The sequence below is a fragment of the Klebsiella sp. 64 genome, from assembly GCF_018223915.1.
Lineage (GTDB): Bacteria > Pseudomonadota > Gammaproteobacteria > Enterobacterales > Enterobacteriaceae > Klebsiella > Klebsiella pneumoniae.
This window is the reverse complement of sequence record NZ_JAGRQZ010000020.1, coordinates 142,230-164,330: the sequence shown is the minus strand read 5'-3', so window position 1 is coordinate 164,330 and position 22,101 is coordinate 142,230. Positions and strand designations below refer to the sequence as shown.

Genomic DNA, 22,101 nt, shown 5'->3' with positions numbered 1-22,101 from the left:
CAAAGGCCTATGTACTGACGCCCCAATATGGCTTTACCGCCAGCGCCGATTGTTGAACACGTCAATGTCATCGAAGATATCTGCATGATCCAGATCCTGGGTTTTGTAGACCCGTTTTCTGATGCACTGCTTTTTCAGCGAACTGAAGTAAGGTCGTAGAAGTAAAACAGTACCGCCTGGCAACTCGGGCATTTTCTCGTTCTACCACTGTGCTTAGATTCAGCTTATGACGTCAGCCGATAGTGCGACTGCACCAGACCCGAAGGGAAGCTGCGGCTGGATAATAGCGTCAAATCGACATCATGGGGCAGCACTCCGAACAGCGGTTTTCCCGAACCGAGCAGGACAGGAACGGTAGTGATAACGATATCGTCGACCAGACCTTCGCGCAGGAACGACTGTATTAACTGCCCACCATCGATATAGACCCGGTGCACGTTCTTCTCCATCAGGTCAGTAAGAGCCTCCCTGGGCGTGCGGCATGAAAACTGCACTTTGCCCTTCAGCGCCTCAGGCACCGGGGTATTGGTTAGCTGCCGGGAAAGTACCAGCACGGGTCGATCATAAGGCCATTCCTCAAAAGTCAGCACCTTCTCATAACTGCCTCGCCCCATAATGATCCAATCTTTGTCCGCGATGAATGCGGCATAGCCATGGTCTTCTGTCGGGTCATCGCGCTTCAACAGCCAGTCGATATCGCCATCCTGTCGAGCGATATAACCATCAAGACTGACCGCGATGAAAACATGTGTGGTAATCATCAAGTGCTCCGTATTCAGGTTGCATATATCTCGTTGAGTTTAGCAATGTAAACGATATTGATATGCTCCGATAAAGCCACATCATAATGTTCTCAACGTCCGTTCTAGGCACGAAGCAAGCAAGTTATCTAAGCTGAAGGTCCGCTGTGAGCGAGAAGCAGACATTGTGTTCATGTGGAAAACCGGAAGATTTAGCATCCGGTTTTCCGCACTCTTGGATTACATTAATGATCTCCAGCATCTCGTGCTGGCACCGCAGCAGCTTGTCGCACTTGACGACGCTGATTTCTTTTTTCCCACTTTGCTCGTAACCATTCGCTATATGCCGGCATGTTAAGGTATAACTGCTGTGTCATATCGGCCAGAACGCGAAGATTATCTGTATAGCCGAAGTGTCCCTTTCCCATTTCAGCATGGCGGCCACCTGCAGCATCCCAGGCTTGAGAAAGCGAATATGGTGCGAACAGCTCTAGACCAGTTAAGAGTATTACAGGAGCCCTTGTTTGTCGGCGCTCGTGGATGTATTCACGCCCCCAAGACGCGAGTTTTGTAATTCGCTGAATTTCGGCCGGGGAAAGATCTCCTGCCTGCTTCATGGTTGCAAAAACCAAAATTGCGCCAGGGAAGCGGATAGCAAGTTGTTTCATTCTTTCTACATCTTCAACTTCAAATGCATCAGCAACAGCTTTTTTCTCTTCGGAATTCTCGCCCCTAAAGCTTTTTGCCTCTCCAAATACGAGTTCTGCGTGGTGATCCAGCTCATTGAAAACTTTGCGTCGGTGCCAGAGTATTAGGTCAGCTTCAATATATTGTTTTGGGGCCAATGTCAGTATTTGGCCGGTTGACCATGTAATCGTGGCATCATGATTTCCAAATGTGTTGGCGAGAAATCTTAGCGTTAGGGATGCGGCGTATCCCCCACGAGCATAATCGGGAAGTGCAAAGGGGCCTATCAACCTGTAAGCCCAACGGGACAATTGACTCGAACTTGGATCGATCATTGGAAAGCTAAACTTATTTAGGCAAAGGCCGCATGCTACTACAAGATCCAGTTCGCGTAGCGCGTGCCATCCCCAAGTAGAGCATTTTGCACACTTTAACTCCAAGCCAAGCTCAACAGCACCAAGCTCAACTAAAGTTTCAGCATTTTTATTTCGCCATATATCACCCTTCACCACATTATTAATTTTATTCTGAAATTCTTGGTGTTGAATTGAGGGTGAAATGGGCCGTCGAGAAATTTTATTGAGAAGTTTCACTATCTCTGCATGAGCAAAACTACTAATTCCCCTGAAACCTCCGAGCGTATTAATAATTTGCTGTGTAGCTTGTCCTGCATCGGAGATTTGGCTTTCAACTCCATTGTTTTTTAGCCATTCACTTATCGCCGTTGTGCCGTCACTCAAACGCCAGAGATCGGACATATTATGGAAACGGCAAAATACAACAAAACCTTCAGTTGTAGATAAGATGCTTCTCTGTATTGACTGGAAACGTGGCATCTTGGGCGACCTGTAATTACAAGGATAAACGGTTGCAGCCCGACTGGTATTTGACCAATTTTTTAATTTCACTACGTTCACCCAGCGAGCATCATTGGCACCATATCTTTCAGTGAATTCTGGATGGAGATAATCAAATCGAACTTCGGTTCGGTCACCTTCGATTTGTGTGTCAAACGTTTTTTCTGCACAGGATAGAGTAGGTCGAGTACTGCGAACTGTAAAACCAGATGATGGTCGCCAAATCGGTGGATACCAATCTTGACGCCTATTTGCCTCATCTTGATTAACCCGCAAATAGTCGGCGTAAAGTTGTTCGATATTCGCAGTAGGGATAGATCTTGCAAACATTACGGTAGCATGAGTCATTAAGCCAAATTGATTCCCTCGAACGGGGCGATGGCAATCTTCAATGTATTCTCTGCAGTATGGGGAAAGCGCATCAATCCATTGGAGTGGAATTGGTCGGACATATTTCCGCATAGCGCGAAGGTTCCAGAAGTCAATAAGATCGCGCGAGTCATGTGCATCCATGACAAAGAGCGTTGGATCCGCATTGTCATGATAATTAACCTCAATATTCGAGTGACCGATTTGTAGTGCTGAATTAAATCCATCCTTGTACAGGTCTACTAGAGCTTCTGGGGATAATTCAACCTGTTTGGGATCAAAAGCATCACAGAACCCTTGGCCAAAATATTTAAGGTCTTCATCCTCAGGGAAGCTGCCAGATAGGCAAGCACAGAACGACTTCAATGCATTCGTCCGAGGTATGAGTTCCACGATATTGTGCTCATGTCGACGCACGAATTGAAATTGTTTCTTATACAGATCTTTATATAGGTCGAAGACATCAAGCCCAGCTTGACCCCGCAGTTCATCAGATCGCCTTAGCATGGCTGAAAGTTGCAGTACTCGGTCTGGGTCATAGCCAAACCCTTTAGCCAGCCCTGCTTCAGCTTCTACAAGGAAATCAGGTTCGAAAGCATCAAGATAGCCATTGACGATCTGCAAAGCGCTCTCAGGTTTGTAGTCATCCCTATCCCACCATTTAGGCACATGGCCAAAAATTGGAATGATAGGGTTAAATTTACCGCCCCAAAGGCATGTGTTTATTTGGAAGATTTCCAGTAACCGTTTACTGTCATTAGGTTTAACGAGGAATGCGAATCGAATTGGTCGTAGGGTTACGACGGCGCTGATATGAGCCATAATTCTTCCTGTCAGAATGTAGTACGTTCACTTTGAGGTTGCATAACCGATTTGTCACGCACCGCGTAACTGAGCGTTTACAAGCATTCTACTTTGATTTACCTGCCGTTTAAAAATGGTTTAAGCATTATGTTGTGTGGAAAAAGAGGCTATTGATCTACACCTAAAATTAAATCTACGTTCAGTTAATAACGTCCGCTCTTGGCACAATGCTGACGGGACATGAGCACTCTCGGAGTTCGGACCAGAAATGGAATGGCCTGAATAAGAAGGGTAAGTCTTATAACGAAAAGGCCGCGAAAGCGGCCTTTTTTAGTCCGATGCAACCTAACTAGACTGTTGAAACGGCAGGCTTTAAAGTAATCTCACGCAAGACGTTAATCAGCTCGCGGCCACATTTTAAGTGCGGCATTCCCTAGCAACGCACCACGGGAGAGAATTTGTTCCTCATCCCATCTGTCTTTAACGGTCAGAGGCACGTTCAAACGCAGGCTGGTATGGGCAAGAAAAGCATCGCGTTTCTTTAGAAAATCTGAGTGTTGGAGGGATCGATTCACGCTGAGGTTAAGTAACGTAAGATTTCCCAAAGTTGCAATTACTTGCTGCCGTTTCCGCACCAGTTCCTGATCAGGCGTCAGCTCCGCCCCTGCAAGAACTATCTGAGCAACCGCTGATGCTTCTGTATCCGTAACAGATTGCCCATTTTCGAGAGGCCAGTGAGAGAACCACTGTTGAGGCATAAGGTGATCGATATCAAGGCTGGAAAGTTTAGGAACATCTGGTTCCTCTGTTTTAACCTGACGGCGCAGTTCCCCTTCAAGCTCTGTCAGCATCATACGCATCTTCGGTGTATCAAGCCTGCCAGGATAAAGCTGTGCGGTGATACAGGCATTAAGGAATTCTGAGTCAGTCGGCCAGCGAGAAGCCTCGCCATTCAGATTCTTAAGGCTGTAGCGTAGCTCAATACTAGAAACGGCAGTTTTAGCCAGGTGCCGTAAGACAGCCATGAATATGTTATTGTAGTTCTTAGGTGTCAACCCACACACGGCTCTTCGTACAACATATGAGACTAGATCATTAAACATGATTGTCTTTTCGGTATCAGAGATATCAGTGACTGAAATCAGGAGCGCAAGAGGATGAATAGTCGTCACGTCATAGGCTGCAATACGACGGCCAAAGCGCGCGACAGGAGTCGTACCACTATCTCCGATCAGTTCTTTATATTGATTAGCATAGCGAGTGAGAAGCGCGACCTGCTGATCGGCGCGGCGCGCAGGCATATCCTTAGTCACAAAGTCCCGGAATTCATTGTAAAGGCGCGACAAATCCACCTCACTGCGTTTTTCAGCCTGTAGCGTGGCGTGAATTAACCATTCCAGTCGGGGTTTATAAATACGACCACGGCGTTGATTTTCAGTCCAGTAGGGATCTTCAAAAGGCTTCCAGTCATTCTCATACAACATCGCAGCATCAATATCGTCACTTACAGCGCGCATAAAGATGTAATTGCGAATGAGATCAGTTGCATGAAGTTCTGCCCCACGGCCATTTAACGTTTCAAAAATGATTTGAGCATCATCTCCTTCCTCCAGGGTGATGTTGATCATTTTGAGGTCAGTCAGGACTGCATTAATCAAAGCCTCTGCATTTGAGGCTACAGGGTGCCCTTCCGCGTTGATGAACTGAATAAAAGCGTCACTAAAGAACCATAATGCTTCCAGTGAGGGTGGGTGGCTGAAATACTTACGCAGGGTCCCGTGTTGTGTGAAGTTTTCCGGATAGACCTCGCGAAGAGCTTCGACTGAGTCAACGTTGAGACTTTTAATAAAGTCTTTTTGATCACGGAATGTCGGCCAAAGTTTGAAACGTTCAACGTCTACATTACGCATAGTCTCTTCGTTTATGTTGCGTAAACAAGGCAATACGATCTTCTCCAGGCCGGAAAGTCCTGTTGCCCGAAGAGCAAGACGGATGGAAGCAAGAACATACTGAAGTGTGGTGAGTCGCTGCTGGCCATCAATGATGTGTGACGTATCCACCCCCAATAGGCTGTCTTTGGATTGTGGTTCGAGCACGATGGCCCCGAGGAAGTGAGGCGTTGGTTTTGTTTTAGAAAGTCTGCTCTCAGCCTTATCGATAATATCTTCTAATAAAGCTGACCATTGGTCTCTTAGTGTCCATACATAGGCTCGTTGATAAAATGGAACGCAATACTGCCGACGATTCTGGAAGAGTTGATTGACGGTAAGCGGCTCTGATTTCATGGGGTTCCTATAATAACGTTAAGTATTTTAAGAGCTTAAGAAACGTAAGGTTGCCACCACCTATTCAGGTAACAAGCTCCTGTAGAAGTCAGTTAAGATATCGAAGATTATTGGTAAGCGTAAAGTGATAGCCGCATTGACGGCTATCACTTTACGCTTACCCTGTATCGCCGTCGATTATTAGTATGTATTTGATGAGCATGGTCTACAGGCCAGAAAATTAAAGAGAGTGAATTATCCGACAGAAACGCTCACTTTCGGAAACGAACGACAAGCCTGTAGCGTCCACCAGAGCCTAAACTAGCAAGGAAAATCCCACTCCCAACAATCAACTTAAAAATCAATCAGATAAAAAAACCCTTCCATATCAACATCATCGCCACTCTTTTTGCGCCTTTCCTTCACCGCAAAAAATCAAAATCCCCAACAAACTCAACCACCTCCCCCACCAATTACAAGGACGCCAGCAAAATTCTCCATCGGTGATTACCAGAGTCATCCGATGAAGTCCTGAAAACCCGCACGGCGCAAGCCCTGCGGGCTTTTTTGTGCCTGCAATTTGTCCCGCGAAGTCTGAAGAGAACTCATTAAATCCGAACCTTTTAGGCCCATTGATAGGCCCAACGAAAAGCTCTGTTGTTTTCGCGTTACCAATTACCCGGCAACCCATCCCTCTCAGAATTAGACCACCAACGACACCTTTCACCCTCCGGCCGCGTCCGCGGCCGGAGGGATAGATTTACCCCTTGTGAGAATACGCGTCCAGCATGGCAAGGACCGCCCGACGCGCCGCATCGTCTGCAATATTCTCAGGCAGCGCATCAGCCCGCAGATTGACATAAGCGTCGGCAGCCCTTCGGATGGCAATCCCGACAGAGTGACGATCGTGCGTTGCCAGAGTGGAAGTCAGCAGGCCATCGGGATCAATGCCGAGGGCTTCTATTCGACGAACGCCGCGTTGCGGTAGATTGGCGCGACGAAACAGCATCGGTCCCAGCACTTGTTCCCGGAAGAAAGACAGCATCCCCAGCGCTTCGAAGAGTTCCCCCCTGCCCAGTTTAACCACGGCATAATGCAGCCAGATCCAGGCCCGGGACTCAAACCACTCCGGCGTCATGTTCGGCCAGTGCGCGCTAAATTTTGCCAGCTGTCGCTTGAGAGCATCGTTATCACGGGTAAATAGCACGGTAGGCTCCTCAACGCGCTGAGTGAGCATGTCCAGGGTGATAAATTTCAGATCGACATGCAGAAGTTCCGGGCCAAACAGGCAGATCAGCAGGCGAGGCTCACCGACGTGTTCCCCGGTGAAAGCATGTAGCAGATGGCCGAGCGTTCCGGCGAACGCCATACGCTGAGCCATGATTTCGTCATAATAGAGAGGGTCGATCACCACCACGAAATCCAGATCGGAGTATTGATCAAACCCGCCATGGATAAACGAGCCGCCGGCGAGAAGGGAGTGGATCCGCGAATCAGACTGTAATTTAAGCTTCAGTTGCTCTGCAAAACTTCTGTGTAAATCGGGTAGCGTATTAAGCATACTTTTTCCTGTTCACAAAAAAGACAAAGCATTACAGAATATCGAGTGATTCATTAGCAGACCAGATATTTCTGCTGGAACCCTACCCTCCATCGCGAAGCGCTAAATGCAAGCAATACTCCCCTCAAACCACCTCGCTCATCCACTCAGCAAACGCCCGCACGGCGGGAGAGAGAAAGCGCTGGTGCGGATAGAGCAATGTGACGGGTACCGGGGGCGGCTGCCAGTCCGTCAGCACTTCCACCAGTCTCCCCTCCTGCAGGTGGTCAGCAACGATATTCTCCGCCAGCTGCGCCAGCCCAAATCCTGCCAGGCACATTTTTATATAGAGCCCCGTTTCATTCACCGCGGCGTTGCCGCTGACGGGTACAGAAAAGGTCTCGCCATGGCGAACGAAGCGGAACTCATCGGCCCGCCTCGCCTGACCGGAGAAATAATGCACAGCCCGGTGCTGAGAGAGCGCCTCCGGTGACGGCGGCACACCATATTCCCGAAGATAGTCCGGTGACGCGCAGGTGACCCAGCGAAAGCGGCCCAGAGGGCGGGCCACCAGGCTGGAGTTGTTCAGCTCTCCCGTTCGTATCACGCAGTCGACGCCTTCCTGAATGAGATCGACCTGGCGATCGCTGACGCCGATCATCAGGTAGATATCGGGATAGCGCCGGTAAAAGTCCGGCAGATGCGGCATGACGATGAAATGCGCGATGCCCGCGGGCATATCAACCCGCAGGCGCCCCTGAGGCCGCGCGACAGACTCGCTCAGGGTGGATTCACTATGTTCGATGAGGGCGAGAATTTCCCGGCACTGCGCCAGATACTGCATCCCTTCCGGGGTAAGGCTCACCCGCCTTGTGGTCCGGTTCAGCAGCCGCACCTTCAGGTATTTTTCAAGGTTTTTAATGGTACTGGTGACAGTGGAGGCCGGCAGGGAAAGGGTTTCCGCGGCACGCACGAAGCTTCCTGCCTCCGCGACGCGCATAAACATCTGCATAGCCTGAATACGATCCACCTTCTTTCTCTCCTGTAGCGAGCAGCTTACCGACAGACGGCATGATTATTCGTGGATTATGAATAATGAAAACAATTTACGCACCTTTTTACGCTTAATCGCCTGGCGTATCGTTGCACGGTGGATTACGAAAGGGGGCCAGAAAATGAACATGCCCTCAATAAATATTCAGATAATCATTACGTTAAATAGCATGCACAAAGGAAAAACCATGTCCGTTCAGCCTGTCGAAATAAGTAAGGCCTATCGTTTATTGCAGGTCGGGTCCACCACCATGATTTCCGCAAAATATGATGGCGTCGAAAATGTCATGTCAGCCGCCTGGGTTGGGCTGGCAGGCGAGCGAAAAGTGGTGGCCTATATTGGCACCCAGGCTTTCACTCGTCAGCTGGTGGAAAAGAGCGGCTATTTCGTGGTGCAGATCCCCGTAGTCAGCCAGATGGCAACCGTCCTCTACGCTGGCGGGCGCAGCTATGCCGACGCGCCGGATAAAAATGACACCATCCCCTTCTTTTATCAGCCGGAATTTGATCTTCCTCTTGTGGCAGGCTGTGCGGGCTGGCTGGTGTGCAAAGTGATGCCCTACCCGGACATTCAGCAGCAACACAATCTGTTTATGGGCGATATCGTCGCCGCCTGGAGCGATGACCGGGTATTCCGCAACGGACACTGGATTTTTGATGATGCGCCGGACGAGCTACGGACCGTTCACTATGTCGCAGGCGGGCAGTTCTATGCCATCGGCAAAGGCAGCAAATTCGATCATGGGCCGGGTCAGGACTGACCCTCCCCGGTCATGCGGATCGCTGACGAGATGTCTGCGCAACAGAGCGGCTGATACTCCGGCGCCAGACGCCGGGCGCCTGGCCGTACTGGCGCTTGAAGCTGCGGTTGAAGGACTGCTGGGAGTCAAAGCCGAGGGCAATCGCCACGTTCAGGATCGGCTCGTTGCTGTGGGCCAAGCGTTCGATCGACTTTTGCAGCTTTTTCGCCCGAATATATTCTCCGAGGGGCTGCCCGGTATGTTCTTTGAAGATCCGCTGCAGGTGCCACTTCGAATAGCCGGCTCGTCGGGCAACGGTGTCAATATCCAGACGGCTATCAAGATGGTTGTCGATCCAGTCGATCAGATCCTGAATGATGGCGCCAGTGTTCATCATGTTACCCCCTCGCGGCCGGTTAAAAGCATCTTTGTCAGTTGCATTTAAAGGTGGCCTGTTTTTACACAAAATGCAAGTTTTATTGTTACATTTAAATCCACGCCGGGATCGCGGTTTTTTATCCCCCCCTGGACCGCACATAAAGTGCAACAATTATTCTTGCACTTAGTTAAGCGCCTTCCTACAATCGCCGCGATAGTGTATTCGAAATTGTTACAGTTTTGTGGCGATGATCGACACAAATGGCCTTAAGCCAGCCCGGACAAAGGAAGTGGCGCGGCTTCTCACGCTGCGTCTTGCCCGGCGGCTACATTTACCGGAATAAAAATAATGAGCCTGCAAAAAACCTGGGGAAACATTCACCTGACCGCGCTCGGCGCGATGATGCTCTCCTTTCTGCTCGTCGGCTGCGACGACAGCGTCGCGCAGAATGCTGCGCCTCCCGCCCCGACGGTCAGCGCCGCTAAGGTGCTGGTGAAGTCGATCAGTCAGTGGGATAGTTTTAACGGTCGCATTGAAGCGGTGGAGAGCGTTCAGCTTCGCCCTCGCGTCTCGGGATACATTGATAAAGTGAATTACACCGACGGCCAGGAGGTGAAAAAGGGCCAGGTGCTGTTCACGATAGATGACAGAACCTATCGCGCCGCGCTGGAGCAGGCGCAGGCGGCGTTGGCAAGAGCCAAAACGCAGGCCAGCCTGGCGCAAAGCGAGGCGAACCGCACCGATAAATTAGTCCATACCAACCTCGTCTCCCGTGAAGAGTGGGAGCAGCGCCGGTCAGCCGCGGTTCAGGCGCAGGCCGACATTCGCTCCGCGCAGGCGGCGGTGGATGCCGCGCAGCTTAACCTCGACTTCACCAAAGTGACCGCCCCTATTGACGGCCGCGCCAGCCGGGCGCTGATCACCAGCGGTAACCTGGTCACCGCGGGCGACACCGCCAGCGTGCTCACCACCCTGGTCTCGCAGAAGACGGTGTACGTCTACTTTGACGTCGACGAGTCAACCTACCTCCACTATCAAAACCTCGCCCGCCGCGGGCAAGGCGCGTCCAGCGATAATCAGGCGCTCCCGGTGGAGATTGGCCTGGTTGGCGAGGAAGGTTACCCCCACCAGGGCAAAGTGGATTTTCTCGATAATCAGTTAACGCCGAGTACCGGCACCATCCGCATGCGTGCGCTGCTGGATAACTCGCAGCGTCTGTTCACACCGGGGCTGTTTGCCCGCGTGCGTCTGCCGGGCAGCGCAGAGTTCAAAGCCACGCTGATCGACGACAAAGCGGTACTGACCGATCAGGATCGTAAATACGTCTATATCGTTGATAAAGATGGTAAAGCACAGCGCCGCGACATTACCCCAGGGCGGCTGGCAGACGGTTTACGCATCGTTCAGAAGGGGTTGAATCCTGGGGATAGCGTCATCGTCGACGGCTTACAAAAAGTGTTTATGCCGGGTATGCCGGTTAACGCCAAAACCGTTGCCATGACCTCCAGCGCCACCCTTAACTGATCCCTAATCAGAGAATCCAAGACATGGACTTTTCCCGCTTTTTTATCGACAGGCCGATTTTCGCCGCGGTGCTGTCGATTTTAATTTTTATCACCGGGTTAATCGCTATCCCGCTGCTGCCGGTGAGCGAATATCCGGACGTCGTCCCGCCGAGCGTCCAGGTGCGCGCGGAGTATCCCGGCGCCAACCCGAAAGTGATTGCCGAGACCGTGGCGACGCCGCTGGAGGAAGCGATCAACGGCGTTGAAAACATGATGTATATGAAATCGGTCGCCGGCTCCGACGGCGTGCTGGTCACCACCGTCACCTTCCGCCCGGGTACCGACCCGGATCAGGCGCAGGTTCAGGTGCAGAACCGCGTCGCGCAGGCCGAAGCGCGTCTGCCGGAGGATGTACGCCGTCTGGGGATCACCACCCAGAAGCAGTCTCCGACGCTGACCCTGGTGGTGCATCTGTTTTCGCCAAAGGGTAAGTACGACTCGCTGTATATGCGCAACTACGCCACGCTGAAAGTGAAGGATGAGCTGGCGCGCCTGCCCGGCGTCGGTCAGATCCAGATTTTTGGCTCCGGTGAATATGCGATGCGCGTCTGGCTGGATCCCAATAAGGTCGCGGCCCGCGGTCTGACGGCCTCGGATGTGGTGACGGCGATGCAGGAGCAAAACGTCCAGGTGTCTGCCGGACAGCTTGGCGCCGAGCCGCTGCCGCAGGAGAGCGATTTCCTGATCTCCATTAACGCCCAGGGCCGTCTGCATACCGAAGAAGAGTTTGGCAATATCATTCTGAAAACGGCGCAGGATGGCTCGCTGGTCCGCCTGCGCGACGTGGCGCGCATCGAGATGGGTTCCGGTAGCTATGCGCTGCGCTCCCAGCTCAACAATAAGGATGCGGTCGGGATCGGTATCTTCCAGTCACCCGGCGCTAACGCCATCGATCTGTCGAACGCGGTACGCGCCAAAATGGCCGAGCTGGCCACCCGCTTCCCGGAAGATATGCAATGGGCGGCGCCGTACGACCCGACGGTTTTCGTCCGCGACTCCATCCGCGCGGTGGTGCAGACGCTGCTGGAGGCGGTAGTGCTGGTGGTGCTGGTAGTGATCCTGTTCCTGCAGACCTGGCGCGCGTCGATTATCCCGCTGATCGCGGTGCCGGTATCGGTGGTGGGTACCTTCAGCATTCTCTATCTGCTGGGCTTCTCGCTGAATACCCTGAGCCTGTTCGGGCTGGTACTGGCGATTGGTATCGTGGTGGACGACGCCATCGTGGTGGTGGAGAACGTCGAGCGTAATATCGAAGAGGGGCTTGCGCCGCTTGCCGCGGCGCATCAGGCGATGCGTGAGGTCTCCGGGCCGATTATCGCCATTGCGCTGGTGCTGTGTGCGGTGTTCGTACCGATGGCGTTTCTCTCCGGGGTCACCGGCCAGTTCTACAAACAGTTCGCGGTGACCATCGCCATCTCGACGGTGATCTCGGCCATCAACTCGCTGACGCTCTCCCCGGCGCTGGCGGCCCTGCTGTTAAAGCCGCACGGCGCGAAGAAAGACCTCCCTACCCGGCTGATCGATCGCCTGTTTGGCTGGATTTTCCGTCCGTTTAACCGCTTTTTCCTGCGCAGCTCGAACGGCTATCAGGGACTGGTAGGCAAAACGCTTGGACGCCGTGGCGCAGTGTTTGCGGTGTACCTGCTGCTGCTCTGCGCCGCTGGGGTGATGTTTAAAGTCGTCCCCGGCGGGTTTATTCCCACCCAGGATAAGCTGTATCTCATTGGCGGCGTGAAGATGCCGGAAGGGTCGTCGCTGGCGCGCACCGACGCGGTGATCCGCAAAATGAGCGAGATCGGGATGAATACCGAAGGGGTCGACTATGCGGTCGCTTTCCCGGGGCTTAACGCGCTGCAGTTCACCAACACGCCGAATACCGGGACGGTCTTTTTTGGCCTGAAACCGTTCGACCAGCGCAAACACACGGCGGCGGAAATTAACGCGGAGATCAACGCCAAAATCGCGCAAATCCAGCAGGGCTTTGGCTTCTCCATCCTGCCGCCGCCGATTTTAGGACTGGGTCAGGGTTCCGGCTACTCTCTGTACATCCAGGATCGCGGAGGGCTGGGCTATGGCGCGCTGCAAAGCGCGGTGAATGCGATGTCCGGGGCGATTATGCAAACGCCGGGGATGCACTTCCCGATCTCGACTTACCAGGCTAACGTGCCGCAGCTGGACGTGCAGGTCGATCGCGATAAGGCGAAAGCACAGGGGGTATCGCTAACCGAGCTATTCGGTACGCTGCAGACCTATCTCGGCTCGTCTTATGTCAATGACTTTAACCAGTTCGGGCGTACCTGGCGCGTGATGGCCCAGGCCGATGGGCCATACCGCGAGAGCGTGGAAGATATCGCCAACCTGCGCACCCGCAATAATCAGGGCGAAATGGTGCCGATCGGCAGTATGGTGAATATCAGTACCACCTACGGGCCGGATCCGGTGATCCGCTACAACGGTTATCCGGCGGCGGACCTGATTGGCGATGCCGATCCGCGGGTCCTCTCTTCTTCACAGGCGATGACGCATCTGGAGGAGCTGTCGAAGCAGATCCTGCCGAATGGGATGAATATTGAGTGGACGGATCTCAGCTTCCAGCAGGCCACCCAGGGCAACACGGCGCTGATCGTCTTCCCGGTGGCGGTGCTGCTGGCGTTCCTCGTGCTGGCCGCGCTGTATGAAAGCTGGACCCTGCCGCTGGCGGTGATCCTTATCGTACCGATGACGATGCTCTCCGCGCTGTTTGGCGTCTGGCTGACCGGGGGCGATAACAACGTCTTCGTGCAGGTGGGTCTGGTGGTCCTGATGGGCCTGGCCTGTAAAAACGCCATTCTGATCGTCGAGTTTGCCCGCGAGCTGGAGATCCAGGGGAAAGGCATCATGGAAGCGGCGCTGGAGGCATGCCGCCTGCGTCTGCGCCCGATCGTGATGACCTCCATCGCCTTTATCGCCGGGACCATTCCGCTGATCCTCGGCCACGGCGCGGGGGCGGAAGTCCGCGGCGTCACCGGGATCACGGTATTCTCCGGGATGCTGGGCGTGACGCTCTTCGGTCTGTTCCTGACGCCGGTGTTTTACGTGACGCTGCGGAAACTGGTGACCCGCAGGAAGCCGGTCCAGGAGGATCTGCCCGCCTAGCCTGCAGCAGATAACAAAAAAACCGCCTTCACAATTTGAAGGCGGTTTTTTTTCGTCACCAGAAAATGATTAATGCGCTTTTTTAAAGCGGGCGATCATTTCCGGCACCGGGTCGCAGCCGCTGGTATCGGCGTTTTTGACCGCCTCCAGCGCGCTGGCCACGGTATGGCGAGCGAGGACGTTTAACGAAGCCTGCTCTGCTTCGTCGGCAACCGATTTGAAGTACCAGCAGGCGTTGGCGCTGACCACGCAGCGGGCCGGGACGTCAGGACGCGACGCCCACAGTTTTTTATCTTCGATAACCGAAAGATAGATATCACGCAGGGTGATCTTGTCCGCCGGACGGCCAAGATGAATTGAGCCGTTGCGGCCAAGCGTGGAGACGATAATGCCGTCACGAGTTAGCGGAACCATTAGTTTACGGATAAAGCTCGGGTTCGCTTCCAGGCCGTAGGCCAGAATCGCACTCGTCGAACGTTCACCCATCTGCTCCGCCATTGCTACGCTGAGAACCATCTGCAAAGCTGTCGGGAAGCGGTAATCTAACATGGCAGTGTCCTGGGTTGCGGTGAATCTTGTTCTTTTTGGCACCGCAGAGGTGAATAATCAATGAACAACAATATAACAAATACGGGAATTTTTTTGAAGCAATCTGCGGTTAGCCTGCGAAGTAAATTTTCTGATTTCACGGGCAAAGGCGGGGCAAACACAGATTCCCTTTCGTACCGTTTTATTTAACGCAAACGCCATCCTTTGTTCCGCTAGCCGCGACCTGTCCACACCAGCGGCGCCTAACCCTGTGGATAACCTGGAGGCAGTTGCCTGGCAGCCGCAGCCCGGGCGGGCTACCGGCCGCCGTTCGTTTTTTGAACAGGGGACATACCCCCGCCGGGCAGCGCGCTAAGCGCGAAAATCACCACCCCGGCACAGGGAAGCGCCCGCCCCGCTTAATAATTCCACTTCGGCCGCGCTACCGTATTTTTCTTCAGCAGATCGCGGAACGCTTTCAGATAGGGTTCATTGCTGCGCCCGCGCTTACAGATGGCCGAGAACGGCGACTGAAAGCCAAACTCGTTGGGCAGCAGCACCCGCAGGCGGTTCTCTTTGATCCACGGCCAGGCGTAATGCTCCGGCAGATAGCCAATATATTTCCCCGAGAGGATCAGCAGCAGCTGGGCGTCGACGGTCTCGACGGTGGCGCTCCCTTTGCTGAAGCCCCGACGGCGGAGATCGCTGGTGTTCCAGTAGCTGCGGGTCACCAGCGGGCACTGGCTGATCTGCTCTTTATCGAGCTGGCGGCTGAAGAACATCGGGTGCAGATCGCTGCAGTAGAGCCAGTGCTGTTCACGGTACAGCGGCTCGCTGATGATGTTATGCACCTGCGAGTTGTAGCTGCCGATAGCCAGGTCGATATGGTTGTTCAGCACGCCGTTCAGTTGCTCCGCCGGGGTGCGGATAATCAGTTTGATATGCACATGGGGAAATTTGTCGCTGAAGCTGCGCAGAACCACCGGCAGCGAGAGCGCCGTTTCGGTCTCGATGGAGTCGAGCGTCGAGATGCACAGGGTGCCGCTGTGCTCCCCTTTGAGCAGCGCCGACTGCCGCTCCAGCTCATTGAGTTCGCTCAGTACGCGGATCGCCTGCTGTAAAAACTGCTGACCTTTCTCGGTCAGAGAAAAGCCGCCGCGCCCGCGCTGGCAGAGGGTGAAGCCGAGCTGTCCCTCCAGCTGCGACATCGCATTGCTGATGGCGGAGACCGAAATACCCAGCTCCTGCTGGGCCCGGCTGTAGCTCTCCAGGCGGGCCACCGCCTCGAAAACCTGCAGCTGGCGAATATTGAGGCTGGCGTCGTGATGCATCGTATTTAGTTCACCAATAAATGAACTGAGTATTTACGCCAGACGATGTAAAGTCCAGCGCGGGTTGCGCACTATCTCTCCTGTTACGTTTCATCCGTCAGATTCAGGAGCAGACATGGATAACCTCTTTCACCAACCGCAGGGTGGCAATGAGATGCCACGCTTCGCCGGCCGCGCCACAATGATGCGCCTGCCGTTTATTGAAGATTTACAGGGACTTGACGCGGCGTTTGTCGGCATTCCGCTGGATATCGGCACCTCGCAGCGCTCGGGCACGCGCTACGGACCACGCTATATTCGCGCCGAATCGGTGATGATCCGTCCGTACAATATGGCGACCGGCGCCGCGCCGTTCGACTCGCTGTCGGTGGCTGATATCGGCGATGTGCCGATCAATACCTACAGCCTGCTCAAATCGGTGCAAATTATCGAAGATTACTACACTGGTTTGAATAGTTATCCGCTGATCCCGCTGACCCTCGGCGGGGACCACACCATTACCCTGCCGATCCTGCGGGCGCTGACCAAAAAACATGGTCCGGTGGGGCTCATCCACGTCGACGCCCATACCGACACCAATGATGAGATGTTCGGAGAGAAAATCGCCCACGGCACCACCTTCCGCCGCGCCGTTGAGGAGGGACTGCTCGACCTCAAACGGGTGGTGCAGATTGGTCAGCGCGCCCAGGGCTATGCCGCCGGCGACTTCCAGTGGGGCGTTGACCAGGGCTTTCGCCTGGTGCAGGCGGAGCAGTGCTGGCATACCTCGCTGGCGCCGCTGATGGCCGAAGTCCGCCAGCAGATGGGCAACGGGCCGGTGTATCTCAGCTTTGATATCGACAGCCTCGATCCCATCTGGGCTCCAGGAACCGGGACGCCGGAAGTTGGCGGTCTGAGCTCCATTCAGGCGCTGGAGATCGTCCGCGGCTGCCGCGGCCTGAACCTGATTGGCGCCGATCTGGTCGAGGTCTCGCCCCCCTACGACGTGAGCGGTAATACCTCCCAGCTGGCGGCCAACCTGCTGTACGAGATGCTCTGCGTCCTGCCCGGCGTGAAGTACGCCTGAGGAAGCCGCCATGGAGCTGAAATGCTTTCGCACTCTCTGGGGAGTGACGACCCCCTGGCCGCAAACGCTGGATGAACTGCAGCGCGTCGGCTGCTGCGGCATCGAAGCCCGCGTGCCGTTAACGGTGGCCGAGCGGCGGCAGCTCGCCGACCGCCTGCAGGCGTCGGGGCTGGAGTATATCGCCATTCTTTTCAGCGGCGGCGGGGTGCTCCCCGCCCAGCATGAAACGCCCGAGCAGCATCTGGCGCGCCTGCAGACCCGCTTCGCCGAGGCCAGCAGCCTCAACCCGCGCTTTGTCAATTTGCTGGCGGGCAACGATCGCTGGCCGCTGGCGCAGCAGGTCGATTTTCTCGGCAAGGCGCACGAGCTGGCCGCCGGGTTTGGTTTGACCTGCAGCTTTGAAACCCATCGCGCCACCTCGCTGTACAGCCCGTGGCTCACCCTGGAGATCATTCAGCAGCTCCCCCAGCTGCGCTTTACCGCCGACATCAGCCACTGGGTGGTGGTCAGCGAGCGCCTGCTGGATGACCCCAGCGATGACTTCAGCGCCTTTATCGACCGCGTACATCACGTGCAGGCCCGGGTGGGCTACGACCAGGGGCCGCAGGTGCCGCACCCGGCGGCGCCTGAGTATCAGCCGGCGCTGGCTTTTGCCGAGCGCTTCTGGCAACAAATCTGGCGTTCGCAGCGCCAGCGCGGCTACCCGCAGACCACGCTGACCCCGGAGTTTGGCGCCGACGGCTATCTGCACCATCTGCCGTTCACCAACGTTCCGGTGGCCGATCTCTGGTCGCTCAACGCCTGGATGGCCACGCGCCAGCAGGCCCACTTTCAGCAGTTTTTATCGCTCACTGAACAGGAACCGCAGCCATGACCGCCGTGAAGCACGCTTTTACTGAACTCCCGACCATCGATATCCGCGATCTGGCCGGCGATGACCTCGCCAGGCGTCAGGCGGTGGCCGACGCCATCGGCCGCGCGGCGCGCGAGGTGGGCTTTTTCTACATCACCGGCCACGGTATCGACCCGGCGCTGATCGCCGGCGTCCGCGAGGCGGCGAAGCAGATCTTCGCCCTGCCGATGGAGGAGAAGATGAACTATTACATCGGCCACTCCAAAAGCCATAAGGGCTACGTTCCGGAAGGAGAAGAGATCTACGGCTCCGGCAAGCCGGACCATAAAGAGGCTTTCGATATCGGCTTCCAGGCAGCGGATGACCATCCGCTGGTGCTCGCCGGTACGCCGCTGATCGGCGCCAACGAGTGGCCCGATCTGCCAGATTTCCGCGCGCGGGTGCTGGCCTACTACGACGCGGTTTTCGCCCTCGGCCACCGTCTGTTCGACGCTTTCGCCCTCGCGCTCGGCCTGCCGGAAGGGTATTTCAAACCGATGGTGACCTGCCCGCCGGCTAAGCTGCGGCTGATCCATTACCCGTTCGACGCCAGCGTCGAAGATGTTCCCGGAATTGGTGCACACACCGACTATGAGTGCTTCACCCTGCTGCTCGCCGACCAGCCCGGCCTTGAAGTTCTCAATGAAGAAAGCGTGTGGATCGATGCACCTCCCGTCAAGAACGCCGCCGGAGAAGAGGCGTTCGTGATCAATATCGGCGACATGCTGGAAGTGCTCAGCGCTGGCACATTTGTTGCTACAGCCCACCGGGTGCGCAAAGTGCCGCAGGAGCGGTACTCCTTCCCGCTGTTTTTCGCCTGCGATTACCACACGCTGATCCGTCCGCTGCCGACTTTTCTCGCCGCCGGCGAAGCCGGTGAATATCAGGAGCTCAGCATCGGGGAGCATATGTGGAGCCAGGCCCTGCAAACCTATCGCTACCTGCGCGAAAAGGTCAATCGCGGTGAACTTCAGCTACCGGAGCGCGCGCGCGGCACCAATACGTTTGGCCATTTGAAAAAACAGGCTCAGCAAAAAAACCCCTAACCACCCGTGAGGATCCATGATGACTAGCACCCTGAAAAAAATCTCGCGCCATGTCGCGCTTACCCTCGCCGTCAGCGCCTGTTTTTCCCCTGTCACCCAGGCGGCGGAACTGCTGACCGAGGGCGTCTTTAAGGTGGGAATGGAGGTCACCTACCCGCCGTTTGAGTCCTATGACAGCAATAACAATATCGTCGGTCTCGACCCGGAGTTTGCCGCGCTGATCGCCCAACATCTGCAGGCCAAACCGCAGCTGATCGACACCAAGTTCACCAGCCTGATCCTCGGCATCGGCAAGAAATATGACGCGGTGATCTCCGGGATGTACGTGACGCCGGAGCGCCAGAAACAGGCCGACGCCATCCCTTACGCCCTCTCCGGCGCGTCGATCATCGCCCTGAAGGGCGGCGCGGTGCAGCCGAAAACCGAAGATGAGCTGTGCGGTGTGAAGGTCGGTCTGCAGGCGGGCACCACCTGGGTGACCAGCCTGAAAAAACACTCCGATGAGTGGTGCCTGAAAAACGGCAAACCGGCCATCACCATTCAGGAGTTCCCGACGGCGCCGGAAGCCTCGCAGGCGCTGCTGTCGAAGAACATCGGCGCTCAGCTTGAGATTGCCCCGGCAGCGCAGATCATCGTCGACAAGAGCCGCGGCCGCCTGGCGATAAGCTCTACGCGCCTGGTCTACCCGCTGCCGCTGGGGATCTACGTCGCCAAAGGCAACACCGAGCTGGCGGAGGCGATCAAGGCCGCCCTGGCCACGCTGAAGGCCAACGGCCAATATGCCGCGTTGATCAAAAAATACAACTTAGAAAGCATCGATTAAGACAATAAGCACTGCGCAACAGGAGTCAGTATGGCGTTCGATTGGGGATACTTTTTTTCATTGTTTAGCATTGGGGCATTCTGGCAGGCGTGCGTGACCGTCATCGTAATCAGCACCTTGTCCTGGGGGATCGGCCTGGTGGTCGGTTTTCTGTTAGCCTGCGCGAAGCTCTCGGCGCCGCGCTGGGTCAAGATCCCCGTCGAACTCTATATCTGGTTTTTTCGCAGCGTGCCGCTGATGGTGCTGCTGGTGTTTGTCTACAACCTGCCGCAGCTGTTTCCGGTGACCCAGCCGCTGCTCGGGGTGCCGTTTATCGCCGGGCTGGTGTCGATGACCGTCACCGAGGCGGCCTATATGGCGGAGATCCACCGCGGCGGGCTGCTGTCGGTGGCCAAGGGGCAGAGCGAGGCAGGCCATGCGCTGAGCTTCAGCTTTATCGGCATCCAGCGGCTGATCGTGATCCCTCAGGCGTTTCGCATCTCGCTACCGACGCTGATCAATGAATACATCACCATCATTAAGCTGAGCTCGATTCTGTCGGTGGTCTCCTTACCCGAGCTGCTGCTCACCGGCCAGCGCTTGTATGCGCAGAATTTCCTTGTGATGGAGACCCTGCTGGCGGTAGCGGTGTACTACGTGATGGTGGTTACCGTCTTCACCTGGCTGTTCCGGGCGCTGGAAAATCGTCTCGATATTCAGCGTAAGCGTCCGCAAACCCTCAGCGAGGCGGAATGCCAGGCGCTGCGCCAGAGCCTGCCGGCGCTGACGGAAGAGATCAAAACGCCGGCCGTCAACGGCGCGCCGCCAGCGCTCGATCTGCGGGGCATTCGCAAATCCTGGGGTCAGCATGAGGTGCTGAAAGGCATCGATCTGCAGGTGGAGAACGGGGAGGTGATCAGCATCATCGGCCCGTCCGGCTCCGGCAAAACCACCCTGATCCGCACCATCAACGCCCTCGAAAGCCTTGATGGCGGGGAGATCATTCTCTACGGCGAGGACTATCTGAAGGGCGGAGCCATCGTCGACAAACGCCAGATGCGCGCCGGGGTGCGGCGCATCGGCATGGTCTTCCAGAGCTTCAACCTGTTCCCCCACCGCACGGTGCTCGACAACGTGATGCTGGCCCCGCGCTATCACCAGCTGCTTGACCAGCCGGTCGCCCGCGAGCAGGCCCTGGCGCTGCTCGACCGCGTCGGCCTGCTGGCCCATGCCCACAAATACCCCGGACAGCTCTCCGGCGGCCAGCAGCAGCGCGTGGCGATCGCCCGGGCGCTGGCTCTGAAGCCGGACATTATGCTGTTTGACGAGCCAACCTCGGCGCTGGATCCGGAGCTGGTAGGCGAAGTGCTGAAGGTCATTCAGTCGCTGGCCCGCGAAGGCATGACCATGCTGATTGTCACTCACGAGATGGACTTCGCCCTGTCGATTTCCGACCGCGTGGTGCTGATGGAGAACGGCGTGGTGCAGGCCGATATCGCCCCGCAGGTGATCCGCAGCCCGCTAGAGGCCCCTTCTCTGCAACGAATCCGTGAATTTATGGGAGTACGCTAAATGGCAACTGAGCAACACCTGCGCCAGCAGTTGGCCGCCGCCTACCGGCTGGCGGCGCTGTTCGGCTGGGAGGATACCCTCTACACCCACTTCTCCGTGCGCCTGCCCGGCGATGGCGAGCCGCGTTTTTTAATTAACCCCTTCGGCATGATGTTTGACGAAGTCACCGCCAGCAACCTGATCGTGGTGGATATGCAGGGCAAGGTCGTAGCGGGCGACGCGCCAGCTAACTCGGCGGGCTTTACCATCCACAGCGCGGTGCATATGGCCCGGGAAGACGCCCACTGCGTGATCCACACCCATACGCTGCCGGGAATGGCGGTGGCCGCCTGCGAGGATGGCCTGCTGCAGCTTAACCAGATCAGCACCGAGTTTTACCAGCGCGTCGGCTACCATCCCTATGAAGGGGTGGCCTTTGACCTCGACGAACGGGCGCGCATCCAGCGCTCGCTGGGGAATAATATCGCCATGATCCTGCAGAGCCACGGCCTGCTGTCGGTGGGCCGCACCGTGGCCGATGCGTTTTACATCATGTACTACCTGAACCGCGCCTGCGAGATCCAAATGGCCACCGCCCAGCTGGCGGCCCTCAGCCCGATCCACACCATCGCTCCGCACCTCAGCCAGCACGCCTGCGAGCAGCTGATGGGCGTGGAGCATGAACGTCAACAGGTCTGGCAGGCGTGGCTGCGCCGTCTTGACCGTCTCGATACCTCTTACAAAGACTAACG

17 protein-coding genes and 1 pseudogene are annotated in these 22,101 nt (G+C 55.7%); 9 read left to right on the top strand and 9 right to left on the bottom strand.

The features are described 5' to 3' along the window. Positions 1 to 33 precede the first annotated feature (33 nt). The 6 genes and pseudogenes from KHQ23_RS16270 to KHQ23_RS16245 form a co-directional block, all read right to left on the bottom strand. A pseudogene (locus KHQ23_RS16270) lies at positions 34 to 150 on the bottom strand (IS3 family transposase); the annotation flags it as partial. Positions 151 to 224: 74 nt separating this feature from the next. Continuing rightward, positions 225 to 761 carry a dihydrofolate reductase family protein gene (locus tag KHQ23_RS16265; protein ID WP_015958838.1) on the bottom strand — a complete coding sequence of 179 codons (537 nt, stop codon included), beginning with the start codon at positions 759 to 761 and terminating at the stop codon, positions 225 to 227. 224 nt (positions 762 to 985) lie between these two features. After that, positions 986 to 3,475 carry a hypothetical protein gene (locus KHQ23_RS16260; RefSeq protein ID WP_015958839.1) on the bottom strand — a complete coding sequence of 830 codons (2,490 nt, stop codon included), beginning with the start codon at positions 3,473 to 3,475 and terminating at the stop codon, positions 986 to 988. A gap of 377 nt (positions 3,476 to 3,852) precedes the next feature. Next, complete coding sequence (locus KHQ23_RS16255; protein WP_015958840.1) at positions 3,853 to 5,742, bottom strand: DUF262 domain-containing protein; 1,890 nt, start codon at positions 5,740 to 5,742, stop codon at positions 3,853 to 3,855. A gap of 739 nt (positions 5,743 to 6,481) precedes the next feature. Beyond that, on the bottom strand, positions 6,482 to 7,282 hold the full coding sequence (locus KHQ23_RS16250) for a hypothetical protein (RefSeq protein ID WP_015958841.1): 801 nt from the start codon (positions 7,280 to 7,282) through the stop codon (positions 6,482 to 6,484). Positions 7,283 to 7,406: 124 nt separating this feature from the next. Next, positions 7,407 to 8,291 carry a LysR family transcriptional regulator gene (locus KHQ23_RS16245; RefSeq protein WP_002914178.1) on the bottom strand — a complete coding sequence of 295 codons (885 nt, stop codon included), beginning with the start codon at positions 8,289 to 8,291 and terminating at the stop codon, positions 7,407 to 7,409. A gap of 211 nt (positions 8,292 to 8,502) precedes the next feature. Here KHQ23_RS16245 and KHQ23_RS16240 point away from each other — a divergent pair, with 211 nt between their 5' ends. After that, on the top strand, positions 8,503 to 9,075 hold the full coding sequence (locus KHQ23_RS16240; RefSeq protein ID WP_004174789.1) for a flavin reductase family protein: 573 nt from the start codon (positions 8,503 to 8,505) through the stop codon (positions 9,073 to 9,075). Between the two features lie 10 nt (positions 9,076 to 9,085). Here KHQ23_RS16240 and KHQ23_RS16235 read toward each other — a convergent pair whose 3' ends face one another. After that, a complete protein-coding gene (locus KHQ23_RS16235; protein WP_002914181.1) occupies positions 9,086 to 9,448 on the bottom strand; it encodes a helix-turn-helix domain-containing protein in 363 nt (120 codons plus the stop codon). A 333-nt stretch (positions 9,449 to 9,781) separates the two neighbouring features. On the opposite strand from KHQ23_RS16235, the gene KHQ23_RS16230 reads away from it, so the two are divergent. Then, positions 9,782 to 10,957, top strand: coding sequence for a multidrug efflux RND transporter periplasmic adaptor subunit OqxA6 (locus KHQ23_RS16230; RefSeq protein WP_047693838.1), 1,176 nt, complete (start codon positions 9,782 to 9,784; stop codon positions 10,955 to 10,957). Positions 10,958 to 10,980: 23 nt separating this feature from the next. Next, positions 10,981 to 14,133: a multidrug efflux RND transporter permease subunit OqxB gene (oqxB, locus tag KHQ23_RS16225; RefSeq protein WP_015958843.1), complete on the top strand. Its 3,153-nt coding sequence runs from the start codon at positions 10,981 to 10,983 to the stop codon at positions 14,131 to 14,133. Positions 14,134 to 14,202: 69 nt separating this feature from the next. Here the strand turns inward: oqxB and KHQ23_RS16220 are convergent, their stop codons facing one another. Together KHQ23_RS16220 and KHQ23_RS16215 are read right to left on the bottom strand one after the other, a co-directional pair. Then, entirely contained in the window at positions 14,203 to 14,682 is a 480-nt protein-coding gene (locus tag KHQ23_RS16220; protein ID WP_000888203.1) for an Rrf2 family transcriptional regulator, read from the bottom strand. 398 nt (positions 14,683 to 15,080) lie between these two features. Then, positions 15,081 to 15,992 carry a LysR family transcriptional regulator gene (locus KHQ23_RS16215; RefSeq protein ID WP_002914199.1) on the bottom strand — a complete coding sequence of 304 codons (912 nt, stop codon included), beginning with the start codon at positions 15,990 to 15,992 and terminating at the stop codon, positions 15,081 to 15,083. Between the two features lie 115 nt (positions 15,993 to 16,107). Between KHQ23_RS16215 and speB the strand changes: the two genes are divergently transcribed. From speB to KHQ23_RS16185, 6 genes are read left to right on the top strand one after another with little or no spacing between them, the layout of a single operon-like run. Beyond that, positions 16,108 to 17,058: an agmatinase gene (gene speB, locus KHQ23_RS16210; protein WP_015958844.1), complete on the top strand. Its 951-nt coding sequence runs from the start codon at positions 16,108 to 16,110 to the stop codon at positions 17,056 to 17,058. Positions 17,059 to 17,068: 10 nt separating this feature from the next. Next, positions 17,069 to 17,932, top strand: a complete 864-nt coding sequence (locus tag KHQ23_RS16205; RefSeq protein ID WP_004145694.1) for a sugar phosphate isomerase/epimerase — start codon at positions 17,069 to 17,071, stop codon at positions 17,930 to 17,932. Beyond that, complete coding sequence (locus KHQ23_RS16200; protein WP_004145695.1) at positions 17,929 to 18,996, top strand: isopenicillin N synthase family oxygenase; 1,068 nt, start codon at positions 17,929 to 17,931, stop codon at positions 18,994 to 18,996. Before KHQ23_RS16205 ends, KHQ23_RS16200 begins: the two co-directional genes overlap by 4 nt. A gap of 19 nt (positions 18,997 to 19,015) precedes the next feature. Then, positions 19,016 to 19,819 carry an ABC transporter substrate-binding protein gene (locus tag KHQ23_RS16195; protein WP_032434942.1) on the top strand — a complete coding sequence of 268 codons (804 nt, stop codon included), beginning with the start codon at positions 19,016 to 19,018 and terminating at the stop codon, positions 19,817 to 19,819. A gap of 30 nt (positions 19,820 to 19,849) precedes the next feature. Further along, positions 19,850 to 21,370, top strand: a complete 1,521-nt coding sequence (locus KHQ23_RS16190; RefSeq protein WP_004212910.1) for an amino acid ABC transporter permease/ATP-binding protein — start codon at positions 19,850 to 19,852, stop codon at positions 21,368 to 21,370. Then, positions 21,371 to 22,099 (top strand): class II aldolase/adducin family protein, encoded by a 729-nt coding sequence (locus tag KHQ23_RS16185; RefSeq protein WP_004174769.1) that lies wholly within the window; start codon positions 21,371 to 21,373, stop codon positions 22,097 to 22,099. It begins immediately after the preceding gene. Positions 22,100 to 22,101 lie beyond the last annotated feature (2 nt).

Bases quoted from the DNA above. Each gene is read 5' to 3' on its own strand.
- KHQ23_RS16265 (WP_015958838.1), bottom strand. From the start codon at position 761: ATGATTACCACACATGTTTTCATCGCGGTCAGTCTTGATGGTTATATC.
- KHQ23_RS16260 (WP_015958839.1), bottom strand. From the start codon at position 3,475: ATGGCTCATATCAGCGCCGTCGTAACCCTACGACCAATTCGATTCGCA.
- KHQ23_RS16255 (WP_015958840.1), bottom strand. From the start codon at position 5,742: ATGAAATCAGAGCCGCTTACCGTCAATCAACTCTTCCAGAATCGTCGG.
- KHQ23_RS16250 (WP_015958841.1), bottom strand. From the start codon at position 7,282: ATGCTTAATACGCTACCCGATTTACACAGAAGTTTTGCAGAGCAACTG.
- KHQ23_RS16240 (WP_004174789.1), top strand. From the start codon at position 8,503: ATGTCCGTTCAGCCTGTCGAAATAAGTAAGGCCTATCGTTTATTGCAG.
- KHQ23_RS16235 (WP_002914181.1), bottom strand. From the start codon at position 9,448: ATGAACACTGGCGCCATCATTCAGGATCTGATCGACTGGATCGACAAC.
- KHQ23_RS16230 (WP_047693838.1), top strand. From the start codon at position 9,782: ATGAGCCTGCAAAAAACCTGGGGAAACATTCACCTGACCGCGCTCGGC.
- oqxB (WP_015958843.1), top strand. From the start codon at position 10,981: ATGGACTTTTCCCGCTTTTTTATCGACAGGCCGATTTTCGCCGCGGTG.
- KHQ23_RS16220 (WP_000888203.1), bottom strand. From the start codon at position 14,682: ATGTTAGATTACCGCTTCCCGACAGCTTTGCAGATGGTTCTCAGCGTA.
- KHQ23_RS16215 (WP_002914199.1), bottom strand. From the start codon at position 15,992: ATGCATCACGACGCCAGCCTCAATATTCGCCAGCTGCAGGTTTTCGAG.
- speB (WP_015958844.1), top strand. From the start codon at position 16,108: ATGGATAACCTCTTTCACCAACCGCAGGGTGGCAATGAGATGCCACGC.
- KHQ23_RS16205 (WP_004145694.1), top strand. From the start codon at position 17,069: ATGGAGCTGAAATGCTTTCGCACTCTCTGGGGAGTGACGACCCCCTGG.
- KHQ23_RS16200 (WP_004145695.1), top strand. From the start codon at position 17,929: ATGACCGCCGTGAAGCACGCTTTTACTGAACTCCCGACCATCGATATC.
- KHQ23_RS16195 (WP_032434942.1), top strand. From the start codon at position 19,016: ATGACTAGCACCCTGAAAAAAATCTCGCGCCATGTCGCGCTTACCCTC.
- KHQ23_RS16190 (WP_004212910.1), top strand. From the start codon at position 19,850: ATGGCGTTCGATTGGGGATACTTTTTTTCATTGTTTAGCATTGGGGCA.
- KHQ23_RS16185 (WP_004174769.1), top strand. From the start codon at position 21,371: ATGGCAACTGAGCAACACCTGCGCCAGCAGTTGGCCGCCGCCTACCGG.